At 71.0% G+C, this 25,570-nt stretch carries 21 protein-coding genes; 11 read left to right on the top strand and 10 right to left on the bottom strand.

Going from position 1 to position 25,570, the window contains the following annotated elements:
• Positions 1 to 119: 119 nt before the first annotated feature.
• On the bottom strand, positions 120 to 1,391 hold the full coding sequence (locus R2B38_RS08275; protein ID WP_318015637.1) for an MFS transporter: 1,272 nt from the start codon (positions 1,389 to 1,391) through the stop codon (positions 120 to 122).
• Between the two features lie 171 nt (positions 1,392 to 1,562).
• On the opposite strand from R2B38_RS08275, the gene aroQ reads away from it, so the two are divergent.
• Positions 1,563 to 2,036, top strand: coding sequence for a type II 3-dehydroquinate dehydratase (gene aroQ, locus R2B38_RS08270; protein ID WP_318015636.1), 474 nt, complete (start codon positions 1,563 to 1,565; stop codon positions 2,034 to 2,036).
• A 47-nt stretch (positions 2,037 to 2,083) separates the two neighbouring features.
• On the opposite strand, the gene R2B38_RS08265 is transcribed toward aroQ, so the two are convergent.
• The 4 genes from R2B38_RS08265 to R2B38_RS08250 form a co-directional block, all read right to left on the bottom strand.
• Complete coding sequence (locus R2B38_RS08265) at positions 2,084 to 2,845, bottom strand: amino acid ABC transporter ATP-binding protein (protein WP_318015635.1); 762 nt, start codon at positions 2,843 to 2,845, stop codon at positions 2,084 to 2,086.
• Positions 2,842 to 3,759: an amino acid ABC transporter permease gene (locus tag R2B38_RS08260; protein ID WP_318015634.1), complete on the bottom strand. Its 918-nt coding sequence runs from the start codon at positions 3,757 to 3,759 to the stop codon at positions 2,842 to 2,844. The genes R2B38_RS08265 and R2B38_RS08260 overlap by 4 nt, the downstream gene beginning before the upstream one ends.
• Entirely contained in the window at positions 3,756 to 4,640 is an 885-nt protein-coding gene (locus R2B38_RS08255; protein WP_318015633.1) for an ABC transporter substrate-binding protein, read from the bottom strand. The genes R2B38_RS08260 and R2B38_RS08255 overlap by 4 nt, the downstream gene beginning before the upstream one ends.
• A gap of 325 nt (positions 4,641 to 4,965) precedes the next feature.
• On the bottom strand, positions 4,966 to 5,622 hold the full coding sequence (locus tag R2B38_RS08250; RefSeq protein WP_318015632.1) for an MBL fold metallo-hydrolase: 657 nt from the start codon (positions 5,620 to 5,622) through the stop codon (positions 4,966 to 4,968).
• Positions 5,623 to 5,738: 116 nt separating this feature from the next.
• On the opposite strand from R2B38_RS08250, the gene R2B38_RS08245 reads away from it, so the two are divergent.
• Positions 5,739 to 6,029 carry a hypothetical protein gene (locus R2B38_RS08245; protein ID WP_318015631.1) on the top strand — a complete coding sequence of 97 codons (291 nt, stop codon included), beginning with the start codon at positions 5,739 to 5,741 and terminating at the stop codon, positions 6,027 to 6,029.
• Here R2B38_RS08245 and R2B38_RS08240 read toward each other — a convergent pair.
• Positions 6,024 to 6,710, bottom strand: coding sequence for a maleylpyruvate isomerase family mycothiol-dependent enzyme (locus R2B38_RS08240; RefSeq protein WP_318015630.1), 687 nt, complete (start codon positions 6,708 to 6,710; stop codon positions 6,024 to 6,026). The two genes, R2B38_RS08245 and R2B38_RS08240, sit on opposite strands and share 6 nt — an antisense overlap.
• Positions 6,711 to 6,935: 225 nt before the next feature.
• Between R2B38_RS08240 and uvrA the strand changes: the two genes are divergently transcribed.
• On the top strand, positions 6,936 to 9,914 hold the full coding sequence (gene uvrA / locus R2B38_RS08235; RefSeq protein ID WP_318015629.1) for an excinuclease ABC subunit UvrA: 2,979 nt from the start codon (positions 6,936 to 6,938) through the stop codon (positions 9,912 to 9,914).
• A gap of 72 nt (positions 9,915 to 9,986) precedes the next feature.
• Here the strand turns inward: uvrA and R2B38_RS08230 are convergent, their stop codons facing one another.
• Positions 9,987 to 10,898: a carbohydrate kinase gene (locus R2B38_RS08230; protein ID WP_318015628.1), complete on the bottom strand. Its 912-nt coding sequence runs from the start codon at positions 10,896 to 10,898 to the stop codon at positions 9,987 to 9,989.
• A complete protein-coding gene (locus R2B38_RS08225) occupies positions 10,895 to 11,980 on the bottom strand; it encodes a LacI family DNA-binding transcriptional regulator (RefSeq protein WP_318015627.1) in 1,086 nt (361 codons plus the stop codon). The genes R2B38_RS08230 and R2B38_RS08225 overlap by 4 nt, the downstream gene beginning before the upstream one ends.
• Positions 11,981 to 12,201: 221 nt before the next feature.
• Between R2B38_RS08225 and R2B38_RS08220 the strand changes: the two genes are divergently transcribed.
• The gene (locus R2B38_RS08220) at positions 12,202 to 12,624 is read left to right on the top strand and encodes a Rieske (2Fe-2S) protein (RefSeq protein WP_318015626.1); all 423 of its coding nucleotides are present in this window, start codon (positions 12,202 to 12,204) and stop codon (positions 12,622 to 12,624) included.
• A 36-nt stretch (positions 12,625 to 12,660) separates the two neighbouring features.
• Here the strand turns inward: R2B38_RS08220 and R2B38_RS08215 are convergent, their stop codons facing one another.
• Both R2B38_RS08215 and R2B38_RS08210 read right to left on the bottom strand, forming a co-directional pair.
• Positions 12,661 to 13,608 (bottom strand): hypothetical protein, encoded by a 948-nt coding sequence (locus tag R2B38_RS08215; RefSeq protein ID WP_318015625.1) that lies wholly within the window; start codon positions 13,606 to 13,608, stop codon positions 12,661 to 12,663.
• A 213-nt stretch (positions 13,609 to 13,821) separates the two neighbouring features.
• Positions 13,822 to 14,193 carry a response regulator gene (locus tag R2B38_RS08210; RefSeq protein WP_318015624.1) on the bottom strand — a complete coding sequence of 124 codons (372 nt, stop codon included), beginning with the start codon at positions 14,191 to 14,193 and terminating at the stop codon, positions 13,822 to 13,824.
• 173 nt (positions 14,194 to 14,366) lie between these two features.
• On the opposite strand from R2B38_RS08210, the gene R2B38_RS08205 reads away from it, so the two are divergent.
• The 7 genes from R2B38_RS08205 to whiA all read left to right on the top strand — a co-directional run bounded on the left by R2B38_RS08205 (position 14,367) and on the right by whiA (position 25,206).
• Positions 14,367 to 15,764 (top strand): sugar ABC transporter substrate-binding protein, encoded by a 1,398-nt coding sequence (locus tag R2B38_RS08205; protein WP_318015623.1) that lies wholly within the window; start codon positions 14,367 to 14,369, stop codon positions 15,762 to 15,764.
• A 435-nt stretch (positions 15,765 to 16,199) separates the two neighbouring features.
• Positions 16,200 to 18,830: a PAS domain S-box protein gene (locus R2B38_RS08200; RefSeq protein WP_318021607.1), complete on the top strand. Its 2,631-nt coding sequence runs from the start codon at positions 16,200 to 16,202 to the stop codon at positions 18,828 to 18,830.
• Positions 18,831 to 19,302: 472 nt separating this feature from the next.
• A complete protein-coding gene (locus R2B38_RS08195; RefSeq protein ID WP_318015622.1) occupies positions 19,303 to 19,974 on the top strand; it encodes a response regulator transcription factor in 672 nt (223 codons plus the stop codon).
• 135 nt (positions 19,975 to 20,109) lie between these two features.
• A complete protein-coding gene (uvrC, locus tag R2B38_RS08190; RefSeq protein WP_318015621.1) occupies positions 20,110 to 22,161 on the top strand; it encodes an excinuclease ABC subunit UvrC in 2,052 nt (683 codons plus the stop codon).
• Entirely contained in the window at positions 22,158 to 23,162 is a 1,005-nt protein-coding gene (gene rapZ, locus R2B38_RS08185; RefSeq protein WP_033283113.1) for an RNase adapter RapZ, read from the top strand. Before uvrC ends, rapZ begins: the two co-directional genes overlap by 4 nt.
• Positions 23,159 to 24,226 carry a gluconeogenesis factor YvcK family protein gene (locus R2B38_RS08180; RefSeq protein WP_026150944.1) on the top strand — a complete coding sequence of 356 codons (1,068 nt, stop codon included), beginning with the start codon at positions 23,159 to 23,161 and terminating at the stop codon, positions 24,224 to 24,226. Before rapZ ends, R2B38_RS08180 begins: the two co-directional genes overlap by 4 nt.
• Entirely contained in the window at positions 24,217 to 25,206 is a 990-nt protein-coding gene (gene whiA / locus R2B38_RS08175; protein WP_019067568.1) for a DNA-binding protein WhiA, read from the top strand. Before R2B38_RS08180 ends, whiA begins: the two co-directional genes overlap by 10 nt.
• Positions 25,207 to 25,570 lie beyond the last annotated feature (364 nt).

Below are 25,570 nucleotides of genomic sequence, written 5' to 3'. Positions count from 1 at the left end.
ATGTCCGTGAGGCGCGGGGGCTCGGGCGGGACGTAAACGCTTGCGCAAACCTTTGCGTCCCTCTGCCGCCTGCCGCCTGCCGCCTGCCGCCTGCCGCCTGCCGCCTGCCGCGCACGCCCTCACCCGGCGACCGGCTCCGCGGCCACCACCTCCACCGGCCGGGTCTCCGGCAGCAGCGCGAAGCAGCCCAGGCTGAACAGGGCCACCCCCGTCAGATAGGCGCCCACACCCCACGGCACGCGCCCGCTGTGCTCGGCGAGCGCCGTCGCCACGATCGGGGTGAGCGCGCCGCCGAGGACCCCGCCGAGGTTGTAGCCCACGGCGGCGCCCGTGCAGCGCACCCGGGGCTCGTACAGCTCCGGCAGATACGCGCCGAGCACGGCGAACATCGTCACGAACGCGAGCAGCGCCCCCAGGAACCCGAGGAACATCAGCAGCGGCGCACCCGTGGCGAGCAGCGCGACCATCGGGAACATCCACAGCGCGGCGGCCGTGCACCCCAGTAGGCACAGCGGACGGCGCCCGTAGCGGTCGCTCAGCAGCGCCACCAGCGGGGTCAGCGAGCCCTTCACCACCACGGCGGCCATGATGCAGGCCAGCATGACGGTACGGCTCACTCCGAGCCGCTCTGTGCCGTATGCGAGGGACCAGGTCGTGACCGCGTAGAAAATCGCGTACCCCACGGACAGCGCACCGGCGGTCAGCAGCACCAACCGCCAGTGCCCGCGCACCACTTCGGCGAGCGGTACGCGCGCGTGGTCGTCGATTTCGAGGAACCGGGGGCTCTCGGCGAGCGACGACCGCAGCCACAGCCCGCCCAGGGCCAGCACCCCGGCCACCCAGAACGGCACCCGCCAGCCCCACCGCGCGAACTGCGCGTCCGTCAACGTCGCCGAGAGCGCCAGCATCACGCCGTTGGCCAGCAGGAACCCCACCGCGGGCCCGGCCTGCGGAAAGCTCGACCACAGGCCGCGCCGCCCGGCCGGCGCGTGCTCGGCGGTCAGCAGCACCGCCCCGCCCCACTCCCCGCCGAGTCCAAGACCCTGCAGAAAACGCAGCACCAGGAGGAGCACGGGAGCGGCCACCCCGATCGAGCCGTACGACGGTACGCAGCCGACCGCGACCGTCGAGGCACCCGTCAGCAGCAAGGACGCGACGAGGACCGGCCGCCGTCCGCGCCGGTCCCCGAAGTGCCCGAACAGGATCGAGCCCAGCGGTCGCGCCACGAAGCCCACGCCGAACGTCCCGAAGGCGGCCAGCGTCCCCGCCACCGGCGAGAACGTCGGGAAGAACAGGGGGCCGAGAACCAGGGCCGCCGCCGTGCCGTAGACGAAGAAGTCGTAGAACTCGATCGCGGTGCCGGCGAGTGAGGCGGCCGCGAGGCGCAGCATGGACGGGGGGCTTACGGTGCGTGCATCGTGCATGCCGCGTCAACTACCCACAGTGAGCGACGGTTACGGGGCGCGCGGTGGTGCGGAGGTGGCGTGATAGACCGGGTCCGAGCAGTGCCGTCGACCGGCGGCCCTGCCTCGAACAACATGTCCGAACGGACCGGAGGAACCGTGCCCCGTACCCTGGCCAACGCCCCGATCATGATCCTCAACGGCCCCAACCTGAACCTCCTGGGCCAGCGCCAGCCGGAGATCTACGGCTCCGACACGCTCGCCGACGTCGAGGCCCTGTGCGTCAAGGCGGCGGCCGGGCACGGCGGCACGGTGGACTTCCGGCAGTCCAACCACGAGGGCGAACTGGTCGACTGGATCCACGAGGCACGGCAGAACCACTGCGGCATCGTGATCAATCCGGCCGCCTACTCGCACACCTCGGTCGCGATCCTGGATGCCCTCAACACCTGTGACGGGCTGCCGGTGGTGGAGGTCCACATCTCCAACATCCACCAGCGCGAGGCCTTCCGGCACCACTCGTACGTCTCGCTGCGCGCCGACGGTGTCATCGCGGGGTGCGGTGTGCAGGGGTACGTGTTCGGCGTGGAGCGCGTCGCCGCGCTGGCGGGCGCGGGGAAGGCCGACGCGTAAGCACCGGCTTCCAGGCGCACGCCCCTTACAGACCAAGCAGGCCGCTGCTACAGGCGGCCCGCCTCCACGATCCGTCGCAGGAAGCGCTGGGTGCGCTCCTGCTGCGGGTCACCGAAGATCTGCCGGGCCGTACCGCGCTCCAGGACGACGCCTCCGTCCAGGAAGCACACCTGGTCGGCGACGTCCCGGGCGAAGCCCATCTCGTGCGTGGCCAGCACCATGGTCATGCCCTCGTCCTTCAAGTCCCGCACCACGGCGAGCACTTCACCCACCAGTTCGGGGTCGAGCGCGGCGGTGATCTCGTCGAAGAGCAGCAGCCGGGGACGTACGGCCAAGGCACGCACGATCGCCACCCGCTGCTGCTGACCACCGCTCAGCCGGTCCGGGTAGGCGCCCGCCTTGTCCCCGAGTCCGAGCCGCTCCAGCAGCTCACGCGCGTGTGCCTCGGCCTCCGCGCGGGACACGCCGTGCACCCGGCGCGGGGCCAGGGTGATGTTCTCCAGGACGGTCATGTGCGGGAACAGGTTGTACGCCTGGAACACCACGCCGATACGGCGCCGTATCGCGTCCGGGTCGACGCGCGGGTCGGTGATCTCCTCGCCGTCCAGCCAGATCGCGCCGTCGTCGATGTCCTCCAGGAGGTTCGCGCACCGCAGCAGCGTCGACTTGCCGGAACCGGAGGCACCGATCAGCGCGGTCACCGTGTGCTGCGGGACCTCCAGGTCGACGTCCCGCAGGACGACCGACGTACCGAAGGTCTTGCGGACGGACTCCATGCGCAGCACGGGAGAGGTGGTGTCGTTGCTCATGTCGTGCCTCCCTGGGCGCGCTGCTTGTCCATCCGCGCGGTCACCCAGTCCGTGAAGCGGGTCATCGGGATGGTCAGCGCCACGAAGACCAGCCCCGCGACGATGTACGGCGTGTAGTTCAGGGCGCGCTGCGCGATGATGTCGGACGCCCGTACGGCGTCGATGGCGCCGCCGATCGACACGAGCCCGGTGTCCTTCTGGAGGGACACCAGATCGTTCAACAAGGGCGGCACCTGCCGGCGTACGGCCTGGGGGAGCACCACGTGCCGGAGCGCCTGCCGGTTGGACAAGCCGAGCGAGCGGGCCGCCGCGCGCTGCGAGGGGTGCACGGACTCGATGCCCGCGCGGAACACCTCGGCGACGTACGCCGAGTACGTGAGCGTCAGGGCCGCACCGCCCAGCCACACGGGGTCGACGGTCACGCCCTGGAGGCGCAGAGCGGGCACTCCGAAGACCACGATCATCAGGTTGATGATCAGCGGCAGTCCCCGGAAGAAGTCCGTGTACGCCGCCGCCAGCACCCGCAGCGGGAAGAACACCGGCCCGCGCAGGGTGCGCGCGATGGCGATCAGCATGCCCAGGACGAGCACCAGGACGCCGCAGATCAGCAGCAGCCGGACGTTGAGCCACAGCCCTTCGAGGACCTTGGGGAACGCCTCGCGCGCGTAGTGCCCGTCGAAGAAGGTCTCCTTGGTGCGCTCCCAGCCCGGCGCGCTGACCACGACCACGTACAGGACGACGGCCGTGACCAGGGTCGACACCGCGGCGATCGCGGTCGCGCGCCGGGCACGCGTGCGGTTGTGGCGCTCGCGGTCCAGGCGCCGCTGCGAGGGGACGTACGTGTCGCCCCCGCCGGGCATGTCGCCCTTGTCGTCCGCGGCCTCCCGGCCCGACCCGTCCTTCACCACGGTCACTTGAGGACCGGGGCGTCGACGGCGTCGGAGAGCCACTGCTTCTCCAGCTTCGCCAGCGTGCCGTCCTTGCGGAGCGCGTCCACGGCCGACGACACGCACGACGTGAGGTCGCTGCCCTTGTCGAGGACGAGCCCGAACTGCTCGGGCGTGCCGCCCTGGTTCTCGAACTGGCCGACGATCTTGGCGTTGGTCACCTCGGCCGAGGTGATGTAGAAGGCGGTCGGCAGGTCGACGACGATCGCGTCCACCTGGCCGTTCTTGAGCGCGGAGACGGCCTGGTCGTTCTTGGAGAACGCGGCCTCCTGCTGCGTCGGCTTCACCACGTCGCTGATGTAGTTCAGGCTCGTGGTGCCGACCTGGGCGCCCAGCTTGAGGCCCTTCAGGCCCGCGATGCTCGTCGCCTTGGCGGCCTTGCCGCCCTTGAGCGCGATGACGGCCTGCCGCACGTCGTAGTAGCCGGACGAGAAGTCGACGGCCTTCTTGCGCTCGGTGCTGATCGACACCTGGTTGATGTCGAAGTCGAAGGTCTTCACGCCGGGCGCGAAGGCCTTGTTGAAGGGGACGCTCTGCCAGACGACGGCGCTCTTGTCGTAGCCGAGCTGCTTCGCCACGGCGTACGCGACCGCCGACTCGAAGCCCTTGCCGTTGGCGGGCTTGTCGTCCTCGAACCACGGCTCGTACGCCGGCTCGTCCGTCGCGATCGTCAGCTTGCCGGAGGTCTGGGTGGCCAACTTGCCCTTGGCACAGGTGGTCGCGGTCGAACCCGAGGCCTGGTCGGAGGCCTTCTCCTCCGGCTGCGGAGCACAGCCGACGGCGGTGGCGAGCAGGGCTATGGTCGCGGCGGATATCGCGCGTCGCAGTACGCGAGGGGCAAGGTGCATGGCGGGAGAGTGACAGTCAGACGTCCTGATTGTCCAGGTCACAGCCCCGATTGTCCGCATAGTGGGAACACTTGTTGCGCTCTTGTGAACAGCACCTGTGGGACGCAGATTCGGGCCCGCTCGCCGGGGCCGCCGGTCTAGGGCGGGGGAATGACGGACCGGCGGCCCATCCGCGCAGGAGCCGTCGTCCTGAGCGGGGCTGCTTCCAGTTGACCGCGCAACCACGTGTGTTGGGAGCGCGCGTGGGACACCGGCGCGTGCGAAGGATTCACACGGGGCGCGCACGCACCGGTTCACGTCGAACGCTTACCGCTCCGGCCGATCCTCACCACCCGCGCGCGTGCCACTCCGGCAGGTGCGGGCGTTCGGCGCCCAGCGTCGTGTCGTTGCCGTGTCCCGGGTAGACCCAGGTCTCGTCCGGGAGGGTGCCGAAGATCTTCGTCTCGACGTCGTGCATCAGGCTCGCGAACGCCTCCGGATCCTTCCAGGTGTTGCCCACGCCGCCGGGGAACAGGCAGTCCCCAGTGAACACATGAGGGTGCCCGTGCGGGTCGTCGTAGACGAGTGCGATCGAACCCGGCGTATGGCCCACGAGGTGACGCGCCGTCAACTCGACCTGGCCCACCCGGATCGTGTCGCCGTCGTCGACCGGGACGTCGGTCGGCACGGGGATGCCGTCGGCGTCCTCGCGGCCCGCGTACGTACGCGCGCGCGTGGCCGTCACGACCTCGGCGAGCGCCTGCCAGTGGTCGCCGTGCTGGTGGGTGGTGACGACGGACGTGATGCCGTCGTCGCCGATCGTGCCGAGCAGGGTCTCCGCGTCGTTGGCCGCGTCGATCAGCAACTGCTCGTCCGTGGCCCGGCAGCGCAGCAGATAGGCGTTGTTGTTCATGGGCCCGACCGCGATCTTGGTGATCATCAGGTCAGTGAGCTCGTGCACGTCCGCCGGTCCACCGACCGTGACCTCGCCGCTGTACGTCATGGCGGTCAGCCTAGTGCGTTTCCGAAGACGTTCCGAAGGGACCGGCGCCCTCCGGTGTCCGGGCGCGGGAGCGTGATGTCGTGCCCGCCGTGGCGACGGAAGTCGATCATTCGCCCATGAGACCCGAAGTGCGCGCGTTCGTCGCCGACGGCCCGCTCCCCGGCTGGGACGCGAACGAGGAGGAGATCGACAGGCGGGCCCGCCGGCTCGACGCGATCCCGAAGCCGGTCACGGGAGAGGAGGCCCGGGCGCTCGTCCTCTGCTTCGGCCCGGACGACTGCCACGGCGTCGCCTGGACGCTCCTCCAGCTCATCGAGACCGGCCCGAACCCCGTGCTCACCAGCCAACCCGCACCCGCCACCGACGAGTGGCATCGGAGGTTCTACGGCCGGGCCGTGGGCCTATAGCGGGGGAAGTGCCGGCAAGGAGTCCCCGTCGACCGCCAGGGCCGCCCCGTCACGGCGCCCGCAGAGCCAGCCGAGCAGATCCGCCGGGCGGCCGGTGACGGTGACTTCGGGCTTGTCGGCCGCCCGGCCCGTGCTCCACGCGTGCGTGCCGTCGGAGAGCTGCGTCGACGGCACATCGGGGTGTCCGGTGAACCGCTCGACCAGGAAGTCGATCTCCCGCTGCGTGAACTCCTCGGGCAGGTCCTCCAGTTCGTACCCGATCCCCAGGTCCACGTGGTGCAGCTCGACCTCGACCCAGCGTCGGAACGGCACCCGGGAGGCGCTGTCGGTGACCCCGTTGCGCAGCTCCACGGTGCGTGACCAGTCCGCGGGAGCGGCACCCGCGTCCTGGAAACGGGCCCCGCTCTCGCGCACGTCGGCGAGCTGGACGTCGAGGGGGCGCGGGGCGTCACGATCGATGTCGGCGTCGCGCATGCTCGCCGTGGCGTACATGGGACGCCCCTCCAGGACGTTCACGAGGGCGTCCGCGTTGCGGGCGATATGGGCGAGGACGTGGCCGCGGCTCCAGCCGGGAAGCCGTGACGGCTCGGCCACAGAGGCGTTGTCCAGTCCGGCGGCTGCGGTGAGCACCCGCTCGGTCGCATCACGTACAGAGGCCAGGTCATGAGCGTGATCAATCATGCTGCTGACCCTAGTCCCGCCACACCTTTGGGTGAAGGTGGTGAAGCAGTGCCGTAAATCGAATGCACGTGCTATATCGTCGGGGGCGGCGTCGGGCATGCTGGAAGGCCGGAGGTTGTTATGCCTCGGCCGGGATTCCGACCGGCGTTGTCAGTGGCTCCCCCTAGTCTGAGAACGACGGGGGCCCCGCCTCTGTCACTTCTCTCAAGAAAGGTGCGGACCGGCGTGGCCGACCGTCTCATCGTCCGTGGCGCGCGCGAGCACAATCTGAAGAATGTCTCGCTCGACCTTCCACGCGACTCGCTCATCGTGTTCACGGGCCTGTCCGGGTCGGGCAAGTCCTCCCTGGCCTTCGACACGATCTTCGCCGAGGGCCAGCGGCGCTACGTGGAATCGCTCTCCTCGTACGCCCGCCAGTTCCTCGGCCAGATGGACAAGCCGGACGTCGACTTCATCGAGGGTCTCTCCCCGGCCGTCTCCATCGACCAGAAGTCGACCTCGCGCAACCCGCGCTCGACGGTCGGCACCATCACCGAGGTCTACGACTACCTGCGCCTGCTCTTCGCGCGCATCGGCAAGCCGCACTGCCCGGAGTGCGGTCGGCCCATCTCGCGCCAGTCGCCGCAGGCCGTCGTCGACAAGGTCCTGGCGCTGCCCGAGGGAAGCCGCTTCCAGGTCCTGTCGCCGCTGGTGCGCGAGCGCAAGGGCGAGTTCGTCGACCTGTTCGCGGACCTCCAGACCAAGGGCTACAGCCGCGCGCGCGTGGACGGCGAGACCATCCAGCTCTCCGAGCCGCCCACCCTGAAGAAGCAGGAGAAGCACACCATCGAGGTGGTCATCGACCGCCTCACGGTGAAGGACTCCGCCAAGCGCCGCCTCACCGACTCCGTGGAGACCGCCCTCGGGCTGTCCGGCGGCATGGTCGTGCTCGACTTCGTCGACCTCCCCGAGGACGACCCCGAGCGCGAGCGCATGTACTCGGAGCACCTGTACTGCCCGTACGACGACCTGTCCTTCGAGGAGCTGGAGCCCCGCTCCTTCTCCTTCAACTCGCCCTTCGGCGCCTGCCCCGAGTGCTCCGGCATCGGCACGCGCATGGAGGTCGACGCCGAGCTGATCGTCCCGGACGAGGACAAGTCCCTGGACGAGGGCGCCATCCACCCGTGGTCGCACGGCCACACCAAGGACTACTTCAGCCGCCTCATCGGCGCCCTCGCGGACGCGCTGGGCTTCCGCACCGACATCCCCTTCGCGGGTCTCCCGCAGCGCGCCAAGAAGGCCCTGCTGTACGGCCACAAGACGCAGATCGAGGTGCGGTACCGGAACAGGTACGGCCGCGAGCGGGTCTACACGACGCCCTTCGAAGGCGCCGTCCCCTTCGTGAAGCGGCGGCACGGCGAGGCGGAGAGCGACGCCAGCCGCGAGCGCTTCGAGGGCTACATGCGCGAGGTGCCCTGCCCCACCTGTCACGGCACGCGCCTGAAGCCCGTCGTCCTCGCGGTCACGATCATGGACAAGTCGATCGCCGAGATCTCCGGCATGTCCATCAGCGACTGCGCGGAGTTCCTCGGCGGGATGAAGCTCGACGCCCGCGACAAGAAGATCGCCGAGCGCGTGCTGAAGGAGTGCAACGAGAGGCTGCGCTTCCTGGTCGACGTAGGCCTCGACTACCTCTCGCTGAACCGCGCGGCCGGCACCCTCTCCGGCGGCGAGGCCCAGCGCATCCGCCTGGCCACCCAGATCGGCTCCGGACTCGTGGGCGTCCTGTACGTCCTCGACGAGCCGTCCATCGGCCTGCACCAGCGCGACAACCACCGGCTGATCGAGACCCTGGTCCGGCTCCGCGACATGGGCAACACGCTCATCGTCGTCGAGCACGACGAGGACACCATCAAGGTCGCCGACTGGATCGTCGACATCGGCCCCGGCGCGGGCGAGCACGGCGGCAAGGTCGTGCACAGCGGCTCCCTGAAGGAGCTGCTCGCCAACGAGGAGTCGATGACCGGGCAGTACCTGTCCGGCAAGAAGGCCATCCCGCTGCCCGAGATCCGGCGCCCGCTCGACCCCTCCCGCCGGCTCACGGTGCACGGCGCCCGGGAGAACAACCTTCAGGACATCGACGTCTCGTTCCCCCTGGGCGTGTTCACCGCGGTCACCGGCGTCTCCGGCTCCGGCAAGTCGACCCTGGTCAACGACATCCTGTACACACACCTGGCCCGCGAGCTGAACGGCGCGAGGAACGTGCCGGGACGGCACACGCGCGTGGACGGCGACGACCTCGTCGACAAGGTCGTGCACGTCGACCAGTCGCCCATCGGCCGCACCCCGCGGTCGAACCCGGCGACGTACACCGGAGTCTTCGACCACGTCCGCAAGCTGTTCGCGGAGACGACCGAGGCGAAGGTGCGGGGCTATCTGCCCGGCCGCTTCTCGTTCAACGTCAAGGGCGGCCGCTGCGAGAACTGCGCGGGCGACGGCACCATCAAGATCGAGATGAACTTCCTGCCGGACGTGTACGTCCCGTGCGAGGTGTGCCACGGCGCCCGCTACAACCGGGAGACGCTGGACGTCCACTACAAGGGCAAGTCCATCGCCGACGTCCTGAACATGCCGATCGAGGAGGCCACGGAGTTCTTCGAGGCGGTCCCCGGGATCGCCCGCCACCTCAACACCCTCAAGGACGTCGGCCTCGGCTACGTCCGCCTCGGCCAGTCCGCGACCACCCTGTCCGGCGGTGAGGCCCAGCGCGTCAAGCTCGCCAGCGAGCTCCAGCGCCGCTCCACCGGCCGTACGGTCTACGTCCTGGACGAGCCGACCACCGGCCTGCACTTCGAGGACATCAGCAAGCTCCTCACGGTGCTCGGCGGCCTGGTCGACAAGGGCAACACGGTCATCGTCATCGAGCACAACCTCGACGTGATCAAGGTCGCCGACTGGGTCGTCGACATGGGTCCGGAGGGTGGCGCGGGCGGCGGTCTCGTCATCGCCGAGGGCACACCGGAGCAGGTTGCCGCAGTCTCGACCAGCCACACCGGCAAGTTCCTCCGCGAGATCCTCGACGCCGACCGGATCAGCGACGGAGCCCCCGTGAAGGCCCCGCGCAAGACGGCCGCCAAGAAGACCGCGGCGGTACCGGCGAAGAAGTCCGCGCCCGCGAAGAAGGCCACGCCCGCGAAGAAGACGACGCGGGCCCGCAAGGCCTGACCGGCGGCGAGCACGCGCGTGTGGCGCCCTGCGGGAACCTCCCCGCAGGGCGCCACACGCGCTCAACAGCCTCTACAGACCGCCCAGTTCAGAGGCGTACGGCGGTTCCGCCCCCGCCCGTGAACACGTGATCGCCGCCGCCCGCGCCGCGAACTTCAGCAGCTGGGTCCAGCCGTCGCGGCCCAGGACGGCCATCCCCTCCGCGGACAGCGCGTTCCGGGTGGACAGGCCGTGCAGCAGCGCCGCGTTGACGGTGTCACCGGCGCCGATCGTGTCCACGACGTCGACCTTCTCGCCCGGAATCGGGTACACGGTGCCGTCCTGGGTGTACGCGGCGAGGCCGTCGCCACCATGGGTGATCACGACCGCCGAGGGCCCTGCGTCCAGCCACTCGCGCGGGGTGCCGCCCAGCCACAGCGCGTCCTCCTCGGACACCTTGAGGAGGGAGACGTACGGCAGCCAGCTCTTGAAGCGCGCCCGGTACGCGTCCGCGTCGGGGATCAGGCCCGCCCGGATGTTCGGGTCGAGCAGCGTGAACACGCCCTGCCCGAACGCGGTCCGCAGTAGTTCCTCGTAGGCACTCGCGCCCGGCTCCAGGACGAGCGAACAGGTACCGAAGGACACGGCCTCGGTCTCGGCGGGCAGCGCCGCGGGCACCTCGAAGAGCCGGTCGGCGGTGCCGTCGACGTAGAAGGAGTATGTGGCCGAGCCGTGCGCGTCGAGCGTGGCGACCGCGAGGGTGGTCGGCTCCTGGCCGCGCTGTACGTCCAGGACGTCCACGTCGGCCTGCCGCAGCCCGGCGAGGAGGGCCTCGCCGAACGCGTCGTCGGAGACGCGGGAGCAGAAGGCGGTGGGGGAGCCGAGGCGGCCGAGCGCGATGGCGGTGTTGTACGGGCCGCCGCCGAGCGCCGGCTTCAGGGCGGCGAGGGCTCCGGTGCCCTGCGGCACCAGGTCGATCAGGGCCTCACCGGCTACGACGATCACGAGATGTTTCCCTTCTGGGACTGTTCGGACGGGTCGGGGCAGCCGCAGGACGTGCGGTGGACCAAGGTGCAGGGCAGGCGCACGACGCGGGCGGGCCGGTCCGGCGAGGTCAGCCGGTCCAGCAGCAGCCGTACGGCCTCGGCGCCGATCTCCTTGCTGGGCTGGGCGATCGCGGTGAGCCGGGGCTCGAACAGATCCGCCCAGGCGAAGTCGTCGAAGCAGCACAGCGCGAGGTCGCCGGGGACCGACAGGCCGCGCTCGCGCAGGGCGCGTAGGGCGCCGATGGTCATCGCGTTGTTGGCGGTGACCAGGGCGGTGGGCGGGGCGGCGAGGGACAGGAGCTTCTCGGTGGCCCGCTCGGCGGCGGCCGACTCGGAGTCGCCGTGCGTCAACAGCCGCTCGTCGTAAGGGAGTCCGGCGGCGGCGAGGCCGTGCCGGTATCCCGCGATCCGCTCGCCGGTGGTGCTGAGCCCGGGCAGGCCCGCGACGAGGCCGATGCGGCGGTGGCCGAGTCCGGCGAGGTGGGTGACGAGATGGGCCGTCGGTTCGATGTTCTCGGCGCACACCTGGTCGAAGGCATACGGCTGGCCGGAGGCGTACGCCTGGTCGGAGGGGGCCGCGTCGTCCGAGGGCGCCTCGACCACCCGGTCCAGGAACACCGTCGGTACGGAGTGCCGGGCGAGATAGGCGACCAGGGCGTCCGGGGCCGCCGACGGGGCGACGATCATGCCGTCCACCCGGCGTTCGTGCAGGAGTTGGACGACCGTGCGCTCGTGCTCCGGGTCGTCGTGCGGATCGGCGATGAGCAGGCTGTAGCCCTGCTCCAGGGCGCCGGCCTCGACCCCCTGGAGGATCTCCGTGAAGTACGGGTTGCTGATCGCCGACACCGCGAGGCCGATGGAGCGGGTGCGGGACGTGACCAGGGAGCGGGCGAGGGTGTTGGGGGTGTAGCCCAGCTCCTCGATCGCGGCCAGCACGGCCTCCCGGGTGCTGGGCAGCACCGGACGGGTGCCGTTCAGGACGTGCGAGACGGTCGCGACGGACACACCGGCGCTCCGAGCGACGTCGACCATGGTGGCCATCGCGGGTCCCCCTCCCCGAGGTGCGGTGGGCTTGAAATGCGGCGGGCCTTCTGGGCGGGAACGTATCCCATCCGCCGCCAGACGTAAACGCTTGCGCAAACGTTTACGTACCGTGAGCGCCCGTCCGGTGAACCCACCTCAAAGCGGGCGGAACGCCACGGGTATCGTCGCCGTGCACCGCCCCCTGAACGACTGAACAGCGCGCACCACTGGAGACCCCCATGCCCGGCCGCCCCGCCCCGAGCCGTCGTACCGTCCTGCGAGGCGCGGCCCTCACGCCCGTCGCCGGGCTCGGCCTCGCCGCCTGCTCGGGCGGTGGTTCAGGGGCCGCCGCGACCCCGACCGCGCCTGTGGAGCTGGGCGCGGAGAGCGAGGTCGCCAAGGGGAGCGCCACGCTGTACCGCGATCAGAACGTCGTCGTCAGCCGGGCCGCGAACGGCACCCTCAAGGCGTACAGCACGATCTGCACGCACGCGCAGTGCCCCATCAACAAGCTGGACGGTACGACGCTCATCTGCCCGTGCCACGGCAGCCAGTTCGACGCGATGACCGGCAAGGTGGTGCAGGCGCCGGCCACCGAACCCCTGCAGGAGCTGAAGGTGACGGCCGAGAACGGGAAGATCGTCGCGGGGCCGGCCGCCTGATCCTCGGGGCGTCCGGGGCGTCCGCGCCCCGGCGGCTCACTCCCAGTCCCAGCCGATCCCCACGATCCCCGACCGCATGCGCGGCTCCACGAGGTGCACCGAATGGTGTCCTCCGGCCAGGCGCAGTTCCTGGCGGCCGCTGCGCGGGGCCGCCGCCGAGTGCTGGGTGAAGCGGTGGCAGCGCACCGGGAGCGCGTTCTCGTCGAAGCGCACCTGGAGCGCGTACTGGCCGCCCGCGATACCGAAGTCGCGGACGTACTCGCGGGAGACGCCGGCGGTGCCGTCCTCGACGCCGTAGCGGAAGAGGAACGTATCTCCCGAGCGCAACCGGGTGCCGAAGAGGAGCTCGGCGACCAGGATGCCGGTCTCGTGGTGGCGGTGGACGCGGCCCGTGCGGCAGTTCTCCAGGGCGTGCACGGTCATGCGGTCCGGGGCGCAGCCGGGGTCTCCGTAGTGGACGGCTATGAAGCGGTCGACGCCGTCCCGGTGGGCGCGGACGATGTGGTGGGACTCGCGGCCGAGCAGCTCGCGGTGCGGCCCGACGCGCACGCGCTCGTGCAGCCCGAGGGAGTGCAGGCCGTTGTCGAGCGTGGACTCCAGTTCGGCCAGCAGCTGCTCCAGGACGCCGGAGGCCTCGACGAAGGAGCGGTAGGAGCGGGCCGCCGGGCGCTGCGCGACGGAGCGTTCCTCGGCCTCGGCGAGTAGCCGGATCAGTGACTCCTCCGGGAGCTGGAGGATCTCCTCCAGTGCCCGTACGGCACGCAGCGACTCGGGGCGCTGCGGGCGGCGGGCGCCCTGCTGCCAGTAACTCAGGCTGGTGACACCGACCTTGACCCCGTAGCGCGTCAGATGGTGCTGGACGCGCTGCAGGGGGAGTCCGCGGGCGGCGATGGCGGCGCGCAGCGCGACGTGGAAGGGGCCGCCGCGCAGGGCCGAGTCCAGTTCCGCGGTGGCGACGTCCGCCTGCTGTGTGGCGTGCGGCATGCAGGGGCCCTCTCTGTGAATGTTCACAACGGCTGGTCAGGCCGTTCACGCGAGTTGCTTCGGGGCCCCCGTCGGCGCCGGAGAAAAGTCTTCACATCCGTACGCCGTCGTTCACGCCCCGAGTTCCCCCGCATTGAAGCGTGTTGACCAAGTCCCGACAACACCTGCCGCCCATCAGGCATATGTGACTTGGCCCGGTCGCGGTGGGTGCTCTCACTGCGGTGCGGGCGGCCCGTCGACGCCCAGCAGGTCCCTGATCGCCCGCGCGGACACGGCCGACTTGTGAAGGAAGCCGTGTGCGGGGCTGGCGGCGATGAGTTCCTGGAAGTCCTCCCGGGAGTGGGTCGAGATGAGGATCACCGCCGGTACGTCGCCCACGAGTTGGCGCGCGACCTCGAAGCCGTTCTCGCCGTCGAGGTCGAGGTCGACGAGGACGACGTCGGGGGCCGACTCCCGGGCCTGGGAGAGGGCGTCCGCGCCCGTCGAGGCGATGCCGACGACTTCCATGCCGCCACGTTCCAGCAGAGCGCGAGCCGCCTCCAGGAACCGGGCGCTGTCATCGACGAGGAGACAGCGCAGCGACATGTGCCCAGCTTGCCAACCGGCGCCCGGTCGCGCCTTCCAGCTAGCCGGAAAGAGCTGAAGTCCCGTGCCACAGACGCAGGTTCTCGTGCACGCAGGGCGATGGGGATGCGACGGGCGGTAGCATGACGGCGCCCTGGGGGAGACCACGTCGTCCGGTCGAGTGGGGGTGTGCCATGGACGGAACGAGCGCCACGCGCGCGTGGACAGGCAGCCGCGGGATCCGCCGGGTCCGCGGAACCCTGGTCCCCTGGGTGGCGTGCGCGGCCCTGCTGCTGGCCGCGTGCGACGGCGGCGGGAGCGACGCCAAGGGGGCGAGCGCGACCCCGAAGGACACCACCTGCGACGGGAGGATCCACGGCACCGCGCACATCACCGTCTGGTACCACGCGGGCCCCAGCGGCGAGTTCACCACGCTGCGGAACCAGGTGAAGGAGTTCAACAGGCGGCAGAAGCAGGTGCGCGTCGAGCTGGTCACCCTCCCGGAGGACCGCGCCTACACCGCCCTGGTGCTGTCGGCGGCGGCCAGCGGCGACCTGCCCGACCTCCTCGACTTCGACGGCCCGAACCTCTACAGCTACGCCTGGTCGGGCAAGCTCCGGCCGATCGACTCCTGTGTGCCCGCGAGCGTCCGCGCCGACCTGTTGCCGACGATCCGTCAACAGGGCACCTACGCGGGCAGGTTGTGGGGCATCGGCACCTTCGACTCGGGCATGGGCCTGTATGTGCGCAAGTCCGTCATGAAGAAGGCCGGCATACGCGTCCCGACCGGCCCGAAGGACGCCTGGACGGCGGCCGAACTCACGGGCATCCTGCGCAAGTTGCGCACCCAGGGCTACCAGGCACCCCTCGACCTGCGGCTCGTCTACTCCCAGCCGGGCCAGGAGTGGAACACGTACGGCTTCGCGCCCGCCGTGTGGTCGGCGGGCGGCGACCTCATCGAGCCCAGGAACTTCCGCACCGCCGAGGGCTATGTGAACGGCCCCGGTTCGGTCAAGGCGCTCACCGACCTGCAGAACTGGGCCGAGGCCGGGCTCATCGACATGGTCAAGGACGACAAGGCGTTCGTCAGCGGCCGCAGCGCGATCTCCTGGTGCGGGCACTGGACCTATCCGGAATTCAACAAGGCCTTCCCCGGGGACGTCACCATCGTCCCGCTGCCCGACTTCGGCCAGGGGACCGTCACGGGGATGGGCTCCTTCCAGTGGGGTGTCCCGGCGGGCAACGCGGACGGTGACGCCGTCTGGCGCTTCCTGTCCTTCCTGCTCCAGCCCGCCCAGGTGCACCGGATGACGGTGGCCAACGGGGCGATCCCGGCCACCGAGAGCGCGATCAAGCTCTCACCGCAGTACGCGCCCGGCGGCCCCGAGCACCTCTTCATCGAGCAACTCCGGGACGGAGTCGCCCGCCCCAGGCCGCAGACGCCCGCCTATCCGGCAATCACCGACGCCTTCTCCCGGGCCTTCGCGAAGATCATCTTCAGTCGGGCGCCGGTCAAGGCCACCCTGGACGAGGCCGCCAGGAAGATCGACGACGACCTTGCCGCGCACGACGGCTATCCGCCGAGCAGGTAGCGACAGCGTGCGCCACGCGCGTGTGCCCGACGGCGGCAAGGACCGCGCGGGCTGCGGCCGCGAGCGCCACGCGTGTGTGCCCGACGCGGATCCCACGCGCGCGTGTCCGACTTCGAGTGACCCGTCCTCCCCAAGGCCCTGACGATCATGGCCGGTTGGGGGCAGGCTGGGCACGTGACCGACGATCGTCGATACCTTCCACCCCCCGGCCGCTGAGAGCCCGCCGTGCGTCGCCCCCTGTCCCCGGGCCCGCTCCGTAGGCTGCTCGCCGGGTTCCGCCCCGAGCCCGACCTCGTCACGCCCACCGCGCTCCCGGAGCTGCGCAGCCCGCGCTCCGACCGCCCCGCCCCGCACGGCCCCCGTCGTAGGCGCCCGCGGTCCGGTGCCGCCCTCCGGATCCCCTTCCTCGCCAGGCTGCGCGTCGGGCGCAAGCTGATGCTCCTGGTGCTGCTCCCGGTGACCGGCATGCTGGCGTTCACCGTATTCGGCGCCGTCTCCCAGTGGCACGACGCGGAGACGATGCGGGACTTCCGTACGGCGACCGCGCTGTCGTTCAAGACCACCGCGCTGACCGACGCCATCGCCAGGGAACGCATCGCCGCCGTCAAGGCCCGCCTGCGTCCCGGAGCGGAGACCCTGAAGGGACGCTCCGGTGCGGAGCACGTCACCGACCAGGCCCTGAACGCGGCCCTCCTGGGTGCGGCCGGCCGGCCCGGACCACCCGACGTACCGGGCCGGTTGGACGCGCGGAGCCGCCAACTGCACGCCCTGAGGCTCCAGTCGGGCACCGGCTCGCTCACCGCGCCCCAACTCGCCGCCCAGTACGACACGATCGAGGACGACCTCCTGGAGCTGGCCGCCACCCTGGAGTCCGGCCGGCCGACCCGCGCCTCCGGGCAGGCCGCCGACACGCACATCGCGCTCCTGAACGCCGTCGAGGCCGCCGAACGCGAACGCACCGAACTGGCCGTGCTGTTCGACACCCCGGATGCCCCGCACGCCACCGCCACGGACCGATGGTCGGCCCTGGAGAAGGCGCTCCTGGACGACTTCGACCGGACCGCGCCCGCCGCTCTCAAGGGCAGGCTCTACGTCGTCCTCCTCCAGCACCCCGGCCTCGTCGTCCGCACCACCCGAGAGACCCTCGCCGACCCGCACGCCAAGAAGAACGCCTGGCCCACGTACGCCGGTTGGCTGACCGCCTCGACCCAGCGCATCGACGCACTGCGCGTCATTCAGCACCAGGCCGCCGCCGAACTGGGCCGCGACGCCGCCGGCGACCTGGACAGCGCACGCGCGCGTGAGGCACGCGACCTCAGCGTGTCGCTGGCCGTCCTGGCCGCCGTCACCGTCCTCGGCCTGACCCTGCGCCAGTCGATCACCCGCCCCCTCAGCGAGGTCTCCGCGGGCGCCCGCGCGCTCTCCGAGGGCGACCTGTCGTACGACATCCGGTACGCGGGCCGGGACGAACTCGGCGCCGTCGCCGACATGTTCAGAGAACTGCGGGTCACCACCGAACGGCTCGCCGGCGAGATCAACACCATGAACACGGCGATCGACGACAACCGGCTCGGCCACCGCGCGGACGTCGCCGCGTTCGAGGGGACCTGGGCACAGCTGCTCGGCGGTATGAACGGCACCATGGCGTCCTTCGCCGCCGCGCACGGGCGGCGCGACAAGGCCGAGCAGGAACTGGCGAGCATCTTCCACCTCTCCCTCGACCTGCTGTGCATCGCGGGACTCGACGGCTACTTCAAGCGCGTGAACCCCGCCTTCGAGCGGACCCTCGGCCACTCCGCCGACGCGCTCCTGGGCAGACCCTGGCTGGAGTTCGTGCACCCGGAGGACCGGGCACGCACGCGTGCCGTCCTCGACCGGCTGGCGAGCGGCGTCGAACTGGCCGAGTTCGAGAACCGCTTCGTCCGGGACGACGGCACCGAACGCTGGCTCCAGTGGAGCGCCCGCCCGGTCACCGCGGACGGCCTGATCTACGCCGCCGCACGCGATGTCACCGAGAGCCGCCGCGCCGCCCGTGAACAGACCGCGCTGCGCCGGGTCGCCACCCTCGTCGCCCGCGGGGTCCCACCGCACGAGGTGTTCTCCGAAGTCGCCGACCAGGTGGGCAAGGTACTGAGCAGCGGCTCCGCCGCAGTCCTTCGCTACGGCGCCGACGGAGCCGCCACCGTCCTCGGCTCCGCCCGCGGGCCCGCCGCCGAGGCCGAGGCGGCCGCCGCCGCCGAAGTCGCGCGCACCGCCCGCCCCGCGCGCGTGGGCCGCTCGGTGGGCGTCCCCATCGTCGTGGACGACCGGCTGTGGGGTGCCGTCGTCGCGGCCGCCGCCGGAAGCGAACCACTGCCCCCGGGCACCGAGTCCCGGCTCGCCGACTTCACCGAACTCGTCGCCACCGCCCTCGCCAACGCCGACAGCCGCGACCAGCTCACCGCGTCCCGCGCGCGCGTGGTGGCCGCCGGGGACGCCTCCAGGCGCCGTATCGAACGCGATCTGCACGACGGCGTCCAACAGCGGCTCGTCTCGCTCCAACTCGACCTCAGAATGGCCCAGTCGATGCTGGACGAGCAGCCGGAGGAACTCGCCGAGCAGCTGGACCACATCGCCAAGGGCCTGGACGACGCCTTCGGCGACCTGTTGCAGGTCGCGCGGGGCATCCACCCCGCGATCCTCTCCAAGGGCGGTCTGGGCCCGGCCCTGCGCGCGCTGGCCCGTCGCTCCGCCGTCCCCGTGGAACTCGACCTGCGTCTGCCCGCGGGCCGCCTCCCGGAGCAGATCGAGGTCGCCGTCTACTACGTGACCTCCGAGTGCCTCACCAACGCCGTCAAGCACGCGCGCGCGAGCTTCGTGGCGGTGTCCGCGCGGGTCGAGGACGACGTCCTGGAGGTGACGATCGCCGACGACGGAGTGGGCGGCGCCGATCTCGGGCACGGCTCCGGGCTCATCGGACTCGTCGACCGCGTCGAGGCGATCGGCGGCAAGCTGCACGTCGTCAGCCCACCGGGGGAGGGCACAACTCTCGTCGTACGACTGCCGCTTCCCCGGACGGAGGGGTGACCGCCCGAGGCGTACGCGATGAGGTCCAGGTCGGGGGAGTCATGGACTCGGTGACGTCGCGTACGCGTCGGGCGGTCTTCTCGGACGGAGAGGCAGCCGTCCGGCTCTAGGGATGCCGCGAGCTCCTCGCACGCAGGTGCTGGGCGCGGACCACGTCGGGGTCACGCGGGTCGAGGAGGTCCTTCAGGGACCGCGTGTCGTCCTCGTGCGTGCGGACACGGACCGACCGCCGTCGTCCGTCCGCCCGTGTCCGCCGCATCTCCCGCAGCCCTTCCGACGTCCCGGCCCGAGGTCCGTCACCTCGCCCGAGGCGACCGGTCCGCCCGCATTCGCACTCCTACGAGAATCGCCCGGAGGTGCGGCCCTGTCTTCACCGTCACCCCCCAATTCCCTTACCGGCTAGCCGTACCCGACCCGGTCCGGCAGGCTGTGCGTGGCGCACCGCACCGGTCGGGCAAGGGGAGCCGTGACGATGGACGCATCGCAGCAGACCGCGAAGGGACGAGTCGTCCTCGCCGACGACGACGTCCTGCTCAGGGAGGGCCTCGCGAGCCTGTGCGAACGCCTGGGCTACGAGGTCGCGGGCCAGGCCGGCGACGCCGTACGGCTCCTCGAACTGGTCGACACCGAGCGGCCCGACCTCGCGATCGTCGACATCAGGATGCCGCCCGACCACTCCACCGAGGGCCTCAAGGCGGCCCGCACGATCCGGGAGCGCCACCCCGACACCGGCATCCTCGTGCTGTCCGCGTTCGTCGAGGTCGAGGAGGCTCTGGAGCTGCTGGCCGGCGGGCACAAGGTCGGGTATCTCCTCAAGAGCCGGATCACGGTCGTCGACGAGTTCGTCGAGGCCCTCGACCGCATCCACAAGGGCGGCTCGGTCGTCGACCCCTCCCTGGTGCACGAGCTGTTCTCGGCGCAGCGCCGCGACGACCCGCTGTCCTTCCTCAGCACCCGCGAGCGCGAGGTCCTGGCGCTGATGGCGGAGGGCCGCTCCAATGCCGGCATCGGCCGCAGGCTGTGGGTCACCGAGGGCACCGTCGAGAAACACGTCCGCAGCATCCTGGGCAAACTCCGCCTTCCGGAGGCCGCCGACGACCACCGCCGTGTCCTGGCCGTTCTCACGTTTCTGGAGTCCCGCTAGAAGTACCGGTCCGGAGTCCCGGAAAAAGGACCGACGGAACATCCGGCAATCACTCCGGCGGGAGTTCCGCCGGGCGTGTCCGGCGTTGTCCACAGCCCCGCCGCGCTGTCACTCCGCGCCAGTAGGGTGTGAAACATGGCCGATCCCTCCAGCTACCGCCCCAGGCCGGGAGAGATCCCGGACTCGCCCGGGGTCTACAAGTTCCGCGACGAGCACCGCCGGGTGATCTACGTCGGAAAGGCGAAGAGCCTGCGCCAGCGCCTGGCGAACTACTTCCAGGACCTGGCCGGACTCCACCCGCGCACGCGCACGATGGTCACCACGGCCGCGTCGGTGGAGTGGACGGTGGTGTCCACGGAGGTCGAGGCACTCCAGCTGGAGTACTCCTGGATCAAGGAGTACGACCCCCGGTTCAACGTCAAGTACCGCGACGACAAGAGCTACCCGTACCTCGCGGTGACGATGAACGAGGAGTACCCGCGCGTGCAGGTGATGCGCGGTCACAAGAAGAAGGGCGTCCGCTACTTCGGGCCGTACGGACACGCCTGGGCGATCCGCGACACCGTGGACCTCCTGCTGCGCGTGTTCCCCGTCCGCACCTGCTCGGCCGGCGTCTTCAAGAACGCGGCGCGCACCGGCCGTCCCTGTCTGCTCGGCTACATCGGCAAGTGCTCCGCCCCCTGCGTCGGCCGTGTCTCCGAGGAGGAACACCGCGAACTGGCCGAGGAGTTCAGCGACTTCATGGCCGGCCGCACCGGCACGTACATCCGCCGTCTGGAGAAGCAGATGACGGACGCGGCCGAGGAGATGGAGTACGAGCGGGCCGCCCGCCTGCGCGACGACATCGACGCCCTCAAGAAGGCCATGGAGAAGAGCGCGGTCGTCCTCGCCGACGCCACCGACGCCGACCTGATCGCCGTCGCCGAGGACGAGCTGGAGGCGGCCGTCCAGATCTTCCACGTCCGCGGCGGACGCGTCCGCGGCCAGCGCGGCTGGGTCACCGACAAGGTCGAGGACGTCACCACCGCGGCCCTCGTCGAGCACGCCCTCCAGCAGCTCTACGGCGAGGAGACCGGGGACTCCGTCCCCAAGGAGGTCCTCGTCCCGGCCCTGCCCGACCCGGTGGAGCCGGTCCAGCAGTGGCTGACCGACCGGCGCGGGGCGAACGTGTCACTGCGCATCCCGCAGCGCGGCGACAAGAAGTCCCTCATGGAGACCGTCGCACGCAACGCCCAGCAGTCGCTGATCCTCCACAAGACCAAGCGCGCCTCCGACCTCACCACCCGCTCACGCGCCCTGGAGGAGATCGCCGAGGCCCTCGACCTGGACAGCGCGCCCCTGAGGATCGAGTGCTACGACATCTCGCACCTCCAGGGAGACGACGTCGTGGCGTCGATGGTCGTCTTCGAGGACGGGCTCGCGCGCAAGAGCGAGTACCGCCGCTTCCAGATCAAGGGCTTCGAGGGCCAGGACGACGTCCGCTCCATGCACGAGGTGATCACCCGCCGCTTCCGGCGCTATCTCGCCGAGAAGGAGAAGACGGGGGAGTGGGCGGACGGCGACGAGCTGAGTGACCTGAAGGACGACGAGGGGCGCCCCAAGCGGTTCGCCTACCCGCCGCAGCTCGTCGTGGTCGACGGCGGGCAGCCGCAGGTCGCCGCCGCCAAGAAGGCCCTGGACGAGCTGGGCATCGACGACATCGCCGTGTGCGGCCTGGCCAAGCGCCTGGAGGAGGTCTGGCTCCCGGACGACGACGACCCGGTGGTCCTGCCCCGCACCAGCGAGGGCCTCTACCTCCTCCAGCGCGTCCGCGACGAGGCCCACCGCTTCGCGATCACCTACCAGCGCGCCAAGCGGGCCAAGAGGTTCCGGTCGAGCCCCCTGGACGACGTGCCCGGCCTCGGCGAGACACGCAAGCAGGCGCTGATCAAGCACTTCGGTTCGGTGAAGAAGCTGCGATCCGCGACAATCGATCAGATCTGCGAGGTTCCGGGCATAGGTCGCAAGACCGCCGAGACCATCGCGGTCGCCCTCGCCCAGGCGGCCCCGGCCGCACCCGCCGTGAACACGGCGACTGGAGAGATCATGGAAGACACGGAAGACGGGACACCCGGGACCACGGCGGGTGCCCCAGGGGAGCCCGTACCCGCGGGAGCCCCGGACGAGCGACGGGGGCAGGAGACATGACCGGACAAGAGAAGCAGCCCACAGCGGACCGAGATCGGACGCACAAGGAAACCGGCGACGATCAGGCTCCGCAGCAAGAGGTCCAGGACGACGGAGCACAGGTGAGTACGGACAGCACGACCCCCGGGGTGCCCGAGGCGGCCATCCCCGAGCTGGTGATCATCTCCGGCATGTCCGGAGCCGGGCGGTCCACCGCCGCCAAGTGTCTGGAGGACCTCGGCTGGTTCGTCGTCGACAACCTCCCGCCCGCCCTGATCCCCACCATGGTGGAGCTCGGCGCCCGCTCCCAGGGCAACGTGGCACGGATCGCGGTCGTCGTCGACGTACGCGGACGGCGCTTCTTCGACAACCTCCGCGAGTCCCTCGCCGACCTGGAGTCGAAGAACGTCACCCGGCGGATCGTCTTCCTGGAGTCCTCGGACGACGCCCTGGTGCGCCGCTTCGAGTCGGTGCGCCGCCCCCACCCCCTCCAGGGCGACGGCCGTATCGTCGACGGCATCGACGCCGAACGCGAGCTGCTGCGCGAACTGCGCGGCGACGCCGACCTGGTCATCGACACCTCCAGCCTCAACGTCCACGAACTGCGCGCCAAGATGGACGCCCAGTTCGCCGGCGAGGAGGAGCCCGAACTGCGGGCCACCGTCATGTCCTTCGGCTTCAAGTACGGCCTCCCGGTCGACGCCGACCTCGTCGCCGACATGCGCTTCCTGCCCAACCCGCACTGGATCCCGGAGCTGCGCCCCTTCAACGGCCTCAACGAGGAGGTCTCGGCGTACGTCTTCAACCAGCCCGGCGCCAAGGAGTTCCTCGACCGCTACGCCGAGCTCCTGCGGCTCATCGCGGCCGGCTACCGACGCGAGGGCAAGCGGTACGTGACGATCGCGATCGGCTGCACCGGCGGCAAGCACCGCTCGGTCGCCACGGCGGAGAAGCTCGCCGCGCGGCTCGTGGCCGAGGGCGTGGAGACGGTGGTCGTACACCGGGACATGGGACGGGAATGACAGGACGTAGCCCACGGCTGGGCAGGCTGCGCCGCGTGGTGCCCGAAGGACGGACGACCAGACCCGTGGAGGCCCGCGGCGGCAAGCCGCGCCGGCGCGGCACCCAGCCCAAGGTGGTCGCCCTCGGCGGCGGCATGGGCCTGTCCGCCTCGCTCACCGCACTGCGCCGCATCACCGGCGACCTCACCGCCGTCGTCACCGTGGCCGACGACGGCGGCTCCAGCGGACGCCTGCGCGACGAACTGGGCGTCCTGCCCCCCGGGGACCTCCGCAAGGCGCTGGCCGCGCTGTGCGGCGACGACGACTGGGGCCAGACCTGGGCCCGCGTCATCCAGCACCGCTTCCAGTCCAAGGGCGACCTGCACGAACACGCCGTGGGCAATCTGCTGATCGTCGCCCTGTGGGAGCAGCTCGGCGACCACGTGCAGGCCCTCGACCTGGTCGGCAAGCTGCTCGGCGCGCACGGGCGCGTGCTGCCCATGTCCGCCGTACCGCTGGAGCTGCAGGCCCTGGTCAAGGGGCACGATCCGGCGCGGCCCGACGACGTCGACACCGTCCGGGGACAGGCGACGGTCGCCCTCACCCCCGGCGAGGTGATGTCCGTGCACGTCGTGCCGCACGACCCGCCGGCCGTGCCCGAGGCCGTCGCCGCCGTGCTCGACGCGGACTGGGTGGTGCTCGGCCCGGGGTCCTGGTTCTCGTCCGTCATCCCGCACCTGCTGGTGCCGGAACTGCTCGACGCGCTCACCGAGACGAAGGCGCGCCGGGTACTCTCCCTGAACCTCGCGCCGCAGCCCGGAGAAACCGATGGCTTCTCCCCGCAGCGTCATTTGGAGGTTTTGGGACGACACGCCCCTAAACTCGCCCTGGACGTGGTGCTGGCCGACGAGGCCGCCGTGCCCGATCGCGCGTCGCTCACCGAAGCCGCCAAGCGGCTGGACGCCGCGGTCGAGCTGGCGCCGGTGGCCCGGACCGACGGAACTCCAAGGCACGACCCGGAGCTGTTGGCCGCCGCGTACGACCGTATTTTTCGGATGCATGGAAGGATCGGCCCATGGCGATGACGGCAGCGGTGAAGGATGAGATCTCCCGGCTCCCCGTCACCCGGACCTGCTGCAGGAAGGCGGAGGTCTCCGCCATTCTGCGGTTCGCCGGAGGCCTCCACCTGGTGAGCGGGCGCATCGTGATCGAGGCGGAGCTGGACACCGCGATGGCGGCGCGCCGGCTCAAGCGGGACATCCTGGAGATCTTCGGCCACAGTTCCGAACTGATCGTGATGGCGCCCGGCGGCCTGCGCCGAGGCTCCCGTTACGTCGTCCGGGTGGTCGCGGGCGGTGATCAGCTGGCCCGGCAGACAGGCCTCGTGGACGGCCGTGGCCGCCCCATCCGGGGCCTGCCGCCGCAGGTCGTCTCGGGGGCCACCTGTGACGCGGAAGCGGCTTGGAGAGGCGCGTTCCTGGCCCACGGTTCGCTGACCGAGCCCGGCCGGTCCTCCTCCCTGGAGGTGACCTGCCCGGGTCCCGAGGCGGCGCTCGCGCTGGTCGGCGCCGCTCGCCGACTGTCGATCGCGGCGAAGGCGCGCGAGGTGCGCGGGGTCGACCGGGTGGTCGTCCGTGACGGCGACGCGATCGGCGCCCTGCTCACCCGGCTCGGCGCCCACGAGTCGGTGCTGGCCTGGGAGGAGCGCCGGATGCGCCGCGAGGTGCGCGCCACGGCGAACCGCCTCGCCAACTTCGACGACGCCAACCTCCGCCGCTCGGCCCGCGCGGCCGTAGCCGCCGGAGCCCGTGTCCAGCGTGCGCTGGAGATCCTCGCCGACGAGGTCCCCGAGCACCTCGCGGCAGCGGGCCGCCTGCGCATGGACCACAAGCAGGCCTCCCTGGAGGAACTGGGCGCCCTCGCCGACCCGCCGCTCACCAAGGACGCCGTGGCCGGCCGTATCCGCCGCCTGCTGGCGATGGCCGACAAGCGGGCCCAGGACCTCGGCATCCCGGGCACGGAGTCCAGCATCACCGAGGAGATGGCCGACAACATGGTCGGCTGACGATCACTCGACACGGATCGGCTGATGATCCGTCAATACGCCGGTGCGGGTGCCCAGTCCGGGCGCCGGCACCGGCGTTCGTCTGTCGTGGGGTGCCTTGGCTTCGATGCCGACGGGCCGTCGACGCACCGGTGCGGGGCGGCTGTGCGGGCGTGCGTGTGCGGGCGTGCCTGGTGGATCGGCTCGGAGGAGGCCGACTGTCGGCCGATCGGCGTGTGGGGGCGGTGGCAGGAGGCGGTTCCTGAGGGTTTCCGTTGCGCGAGTGGAGCCGGCCTTTGCGTCCCCGGGAGGGCGCGTACGGGCTCGTCCGTGGGCGTCGTCGGCGGTGGCGTGATTCCTGCCGGGGTGCAATTGCCTCGATGCC

The sequence above is a fragment of the Streptomyces sp. N50 genome, from assembly GCF_033335955.1.
Classification (GTDB): Bacteria; Actinomycetota; Actinomycetes; order Streptomycetales; family Streptomycetaceae; genus Streptomyces.
The sequence above is the reverse complement of the archived record's forward strand: the minus strand, read 5'-3'. Positions and strand labels throughout refer to the sequence as shown.

Bases quoted from the DNA above. Each gene is read 5' to 3' on its own strand.
- whiA (WP_019067568.1), top strand. From the start codon at position 24,217: ATGGCGATGACGGCAGCGGTGAAGGATGAGATCTCCCGGCTCCCCGTC.
- R2B38_RS08210 (WP_318015624.1), bottom strand. From the start codon at position 14,193: ATGTCGCTGCGCTGTCTCCTCGTCGATGACAGCGCCCGGTTCCTGGAG.
- R2B38_RS08250 (WP_318015632.1), bottom strand. From the start codon at position 5,622: ATGACGTACAGCGGCGAGGTCACGGTCGGTGGACCGGCGGACGTGCAC.
- rapZ (WP_033283113.1), top strand. From the start codon at position 22,158: ATGACCGGACAAGAGAAGCAGCCCACAGCGGACCGAGATCGGACGCAC.
- R2B38_RS08215 (WP_318015625.1), bottom strand. From the start codon at position 13,608: ATGCCGCACGCCACACAGCAGGCGGACGTCGCCACCGCGGAACTGGAC.
- R2B38_RS08195 (WP_318015622.1), top strand. From the start codon at position 19,303: ATGGACGCATCGCAGCAGACCGCGAAGGGACGAGTCGTCCTCGCCGAC.
- R2B38_RS08275 (WP_318015637.1), bottom strand. From the start codon at position 1,391: ATGCTGCGCCTCGCGGCCGCCTCACTCGCCGGCACCGCGATCGAGTTC.
- R2B38_RS08200 (WP_318021607.1), top strand. From the start codon at position 16,200: ATGCTCCTGGTGCTGCTCCCGGTGACCGGCATGCTGGCGTTCACCGTA.
- R2B38_RS08225 (WP_318015627.1), bottom strand. From the start codon at position 11,980: ATGGCCACCATGGTCGACGTCGCTCGGAGCGCCGGTGTGTCCGTCGCG.
- R2B38_RS08240 (WP_318015630.1), bottom strand. From the start codon at position 6,710: ATGATTGATCACGCTCATGACCTGGCCTCTGTACGTGATGCGACCGAG.
- R2B38_RS08245 (WP_318015631.1), top strand. From the start codon at position 5,739: ATGAGACCCGAAGTGCGCGCGTTCGTCGCCGACGGCCCGCTCCCCGGC.
- uvrC (WP_318015621.1), top strand. From the start codon at position 20,110: ATGGCCGATCCCTCCAGCTACCGCCCCAGGCCGGGAGAGATCCCGGAC.
- R2B38_RS08265 (WP_318015635.1), bottom strand. From the start codon at position 2,845: ATGAGCAACGACACCACCTCTCCCGTGCTGCGCATGGAGTCCGTCCGC.
- R2B38_RS08205 (WP_318015623.1), top strand. From the start codon at position 14,367: ATGGACGGAACGAGCGCCACGCGCGCGTGGACAGGCAGCCGCGGGATC.
- R2B38_RS08180 (WP_026150944.1), top strand. From the start codon at position 23,159: ATGACAGGACGTAGCCCACGGCTGGGCAGGCTGCGCCGCGTGGTGCCC.
- R2B38_RS08220 (WP_318015626.1), top strand. From the start codon at position 12,202: ATGCCCGGCCGCCCCGCCCCGAGCCGTCGTACCGTCCTGCGAGGCGCG.
- R2B38_RS08255 (WP_318015633.1), bottom strand. From the start codon at position 4,640: ATGCACCTTGCCCCTCGCGTACTGCGACGCGCGATATCCGCCGCGACC.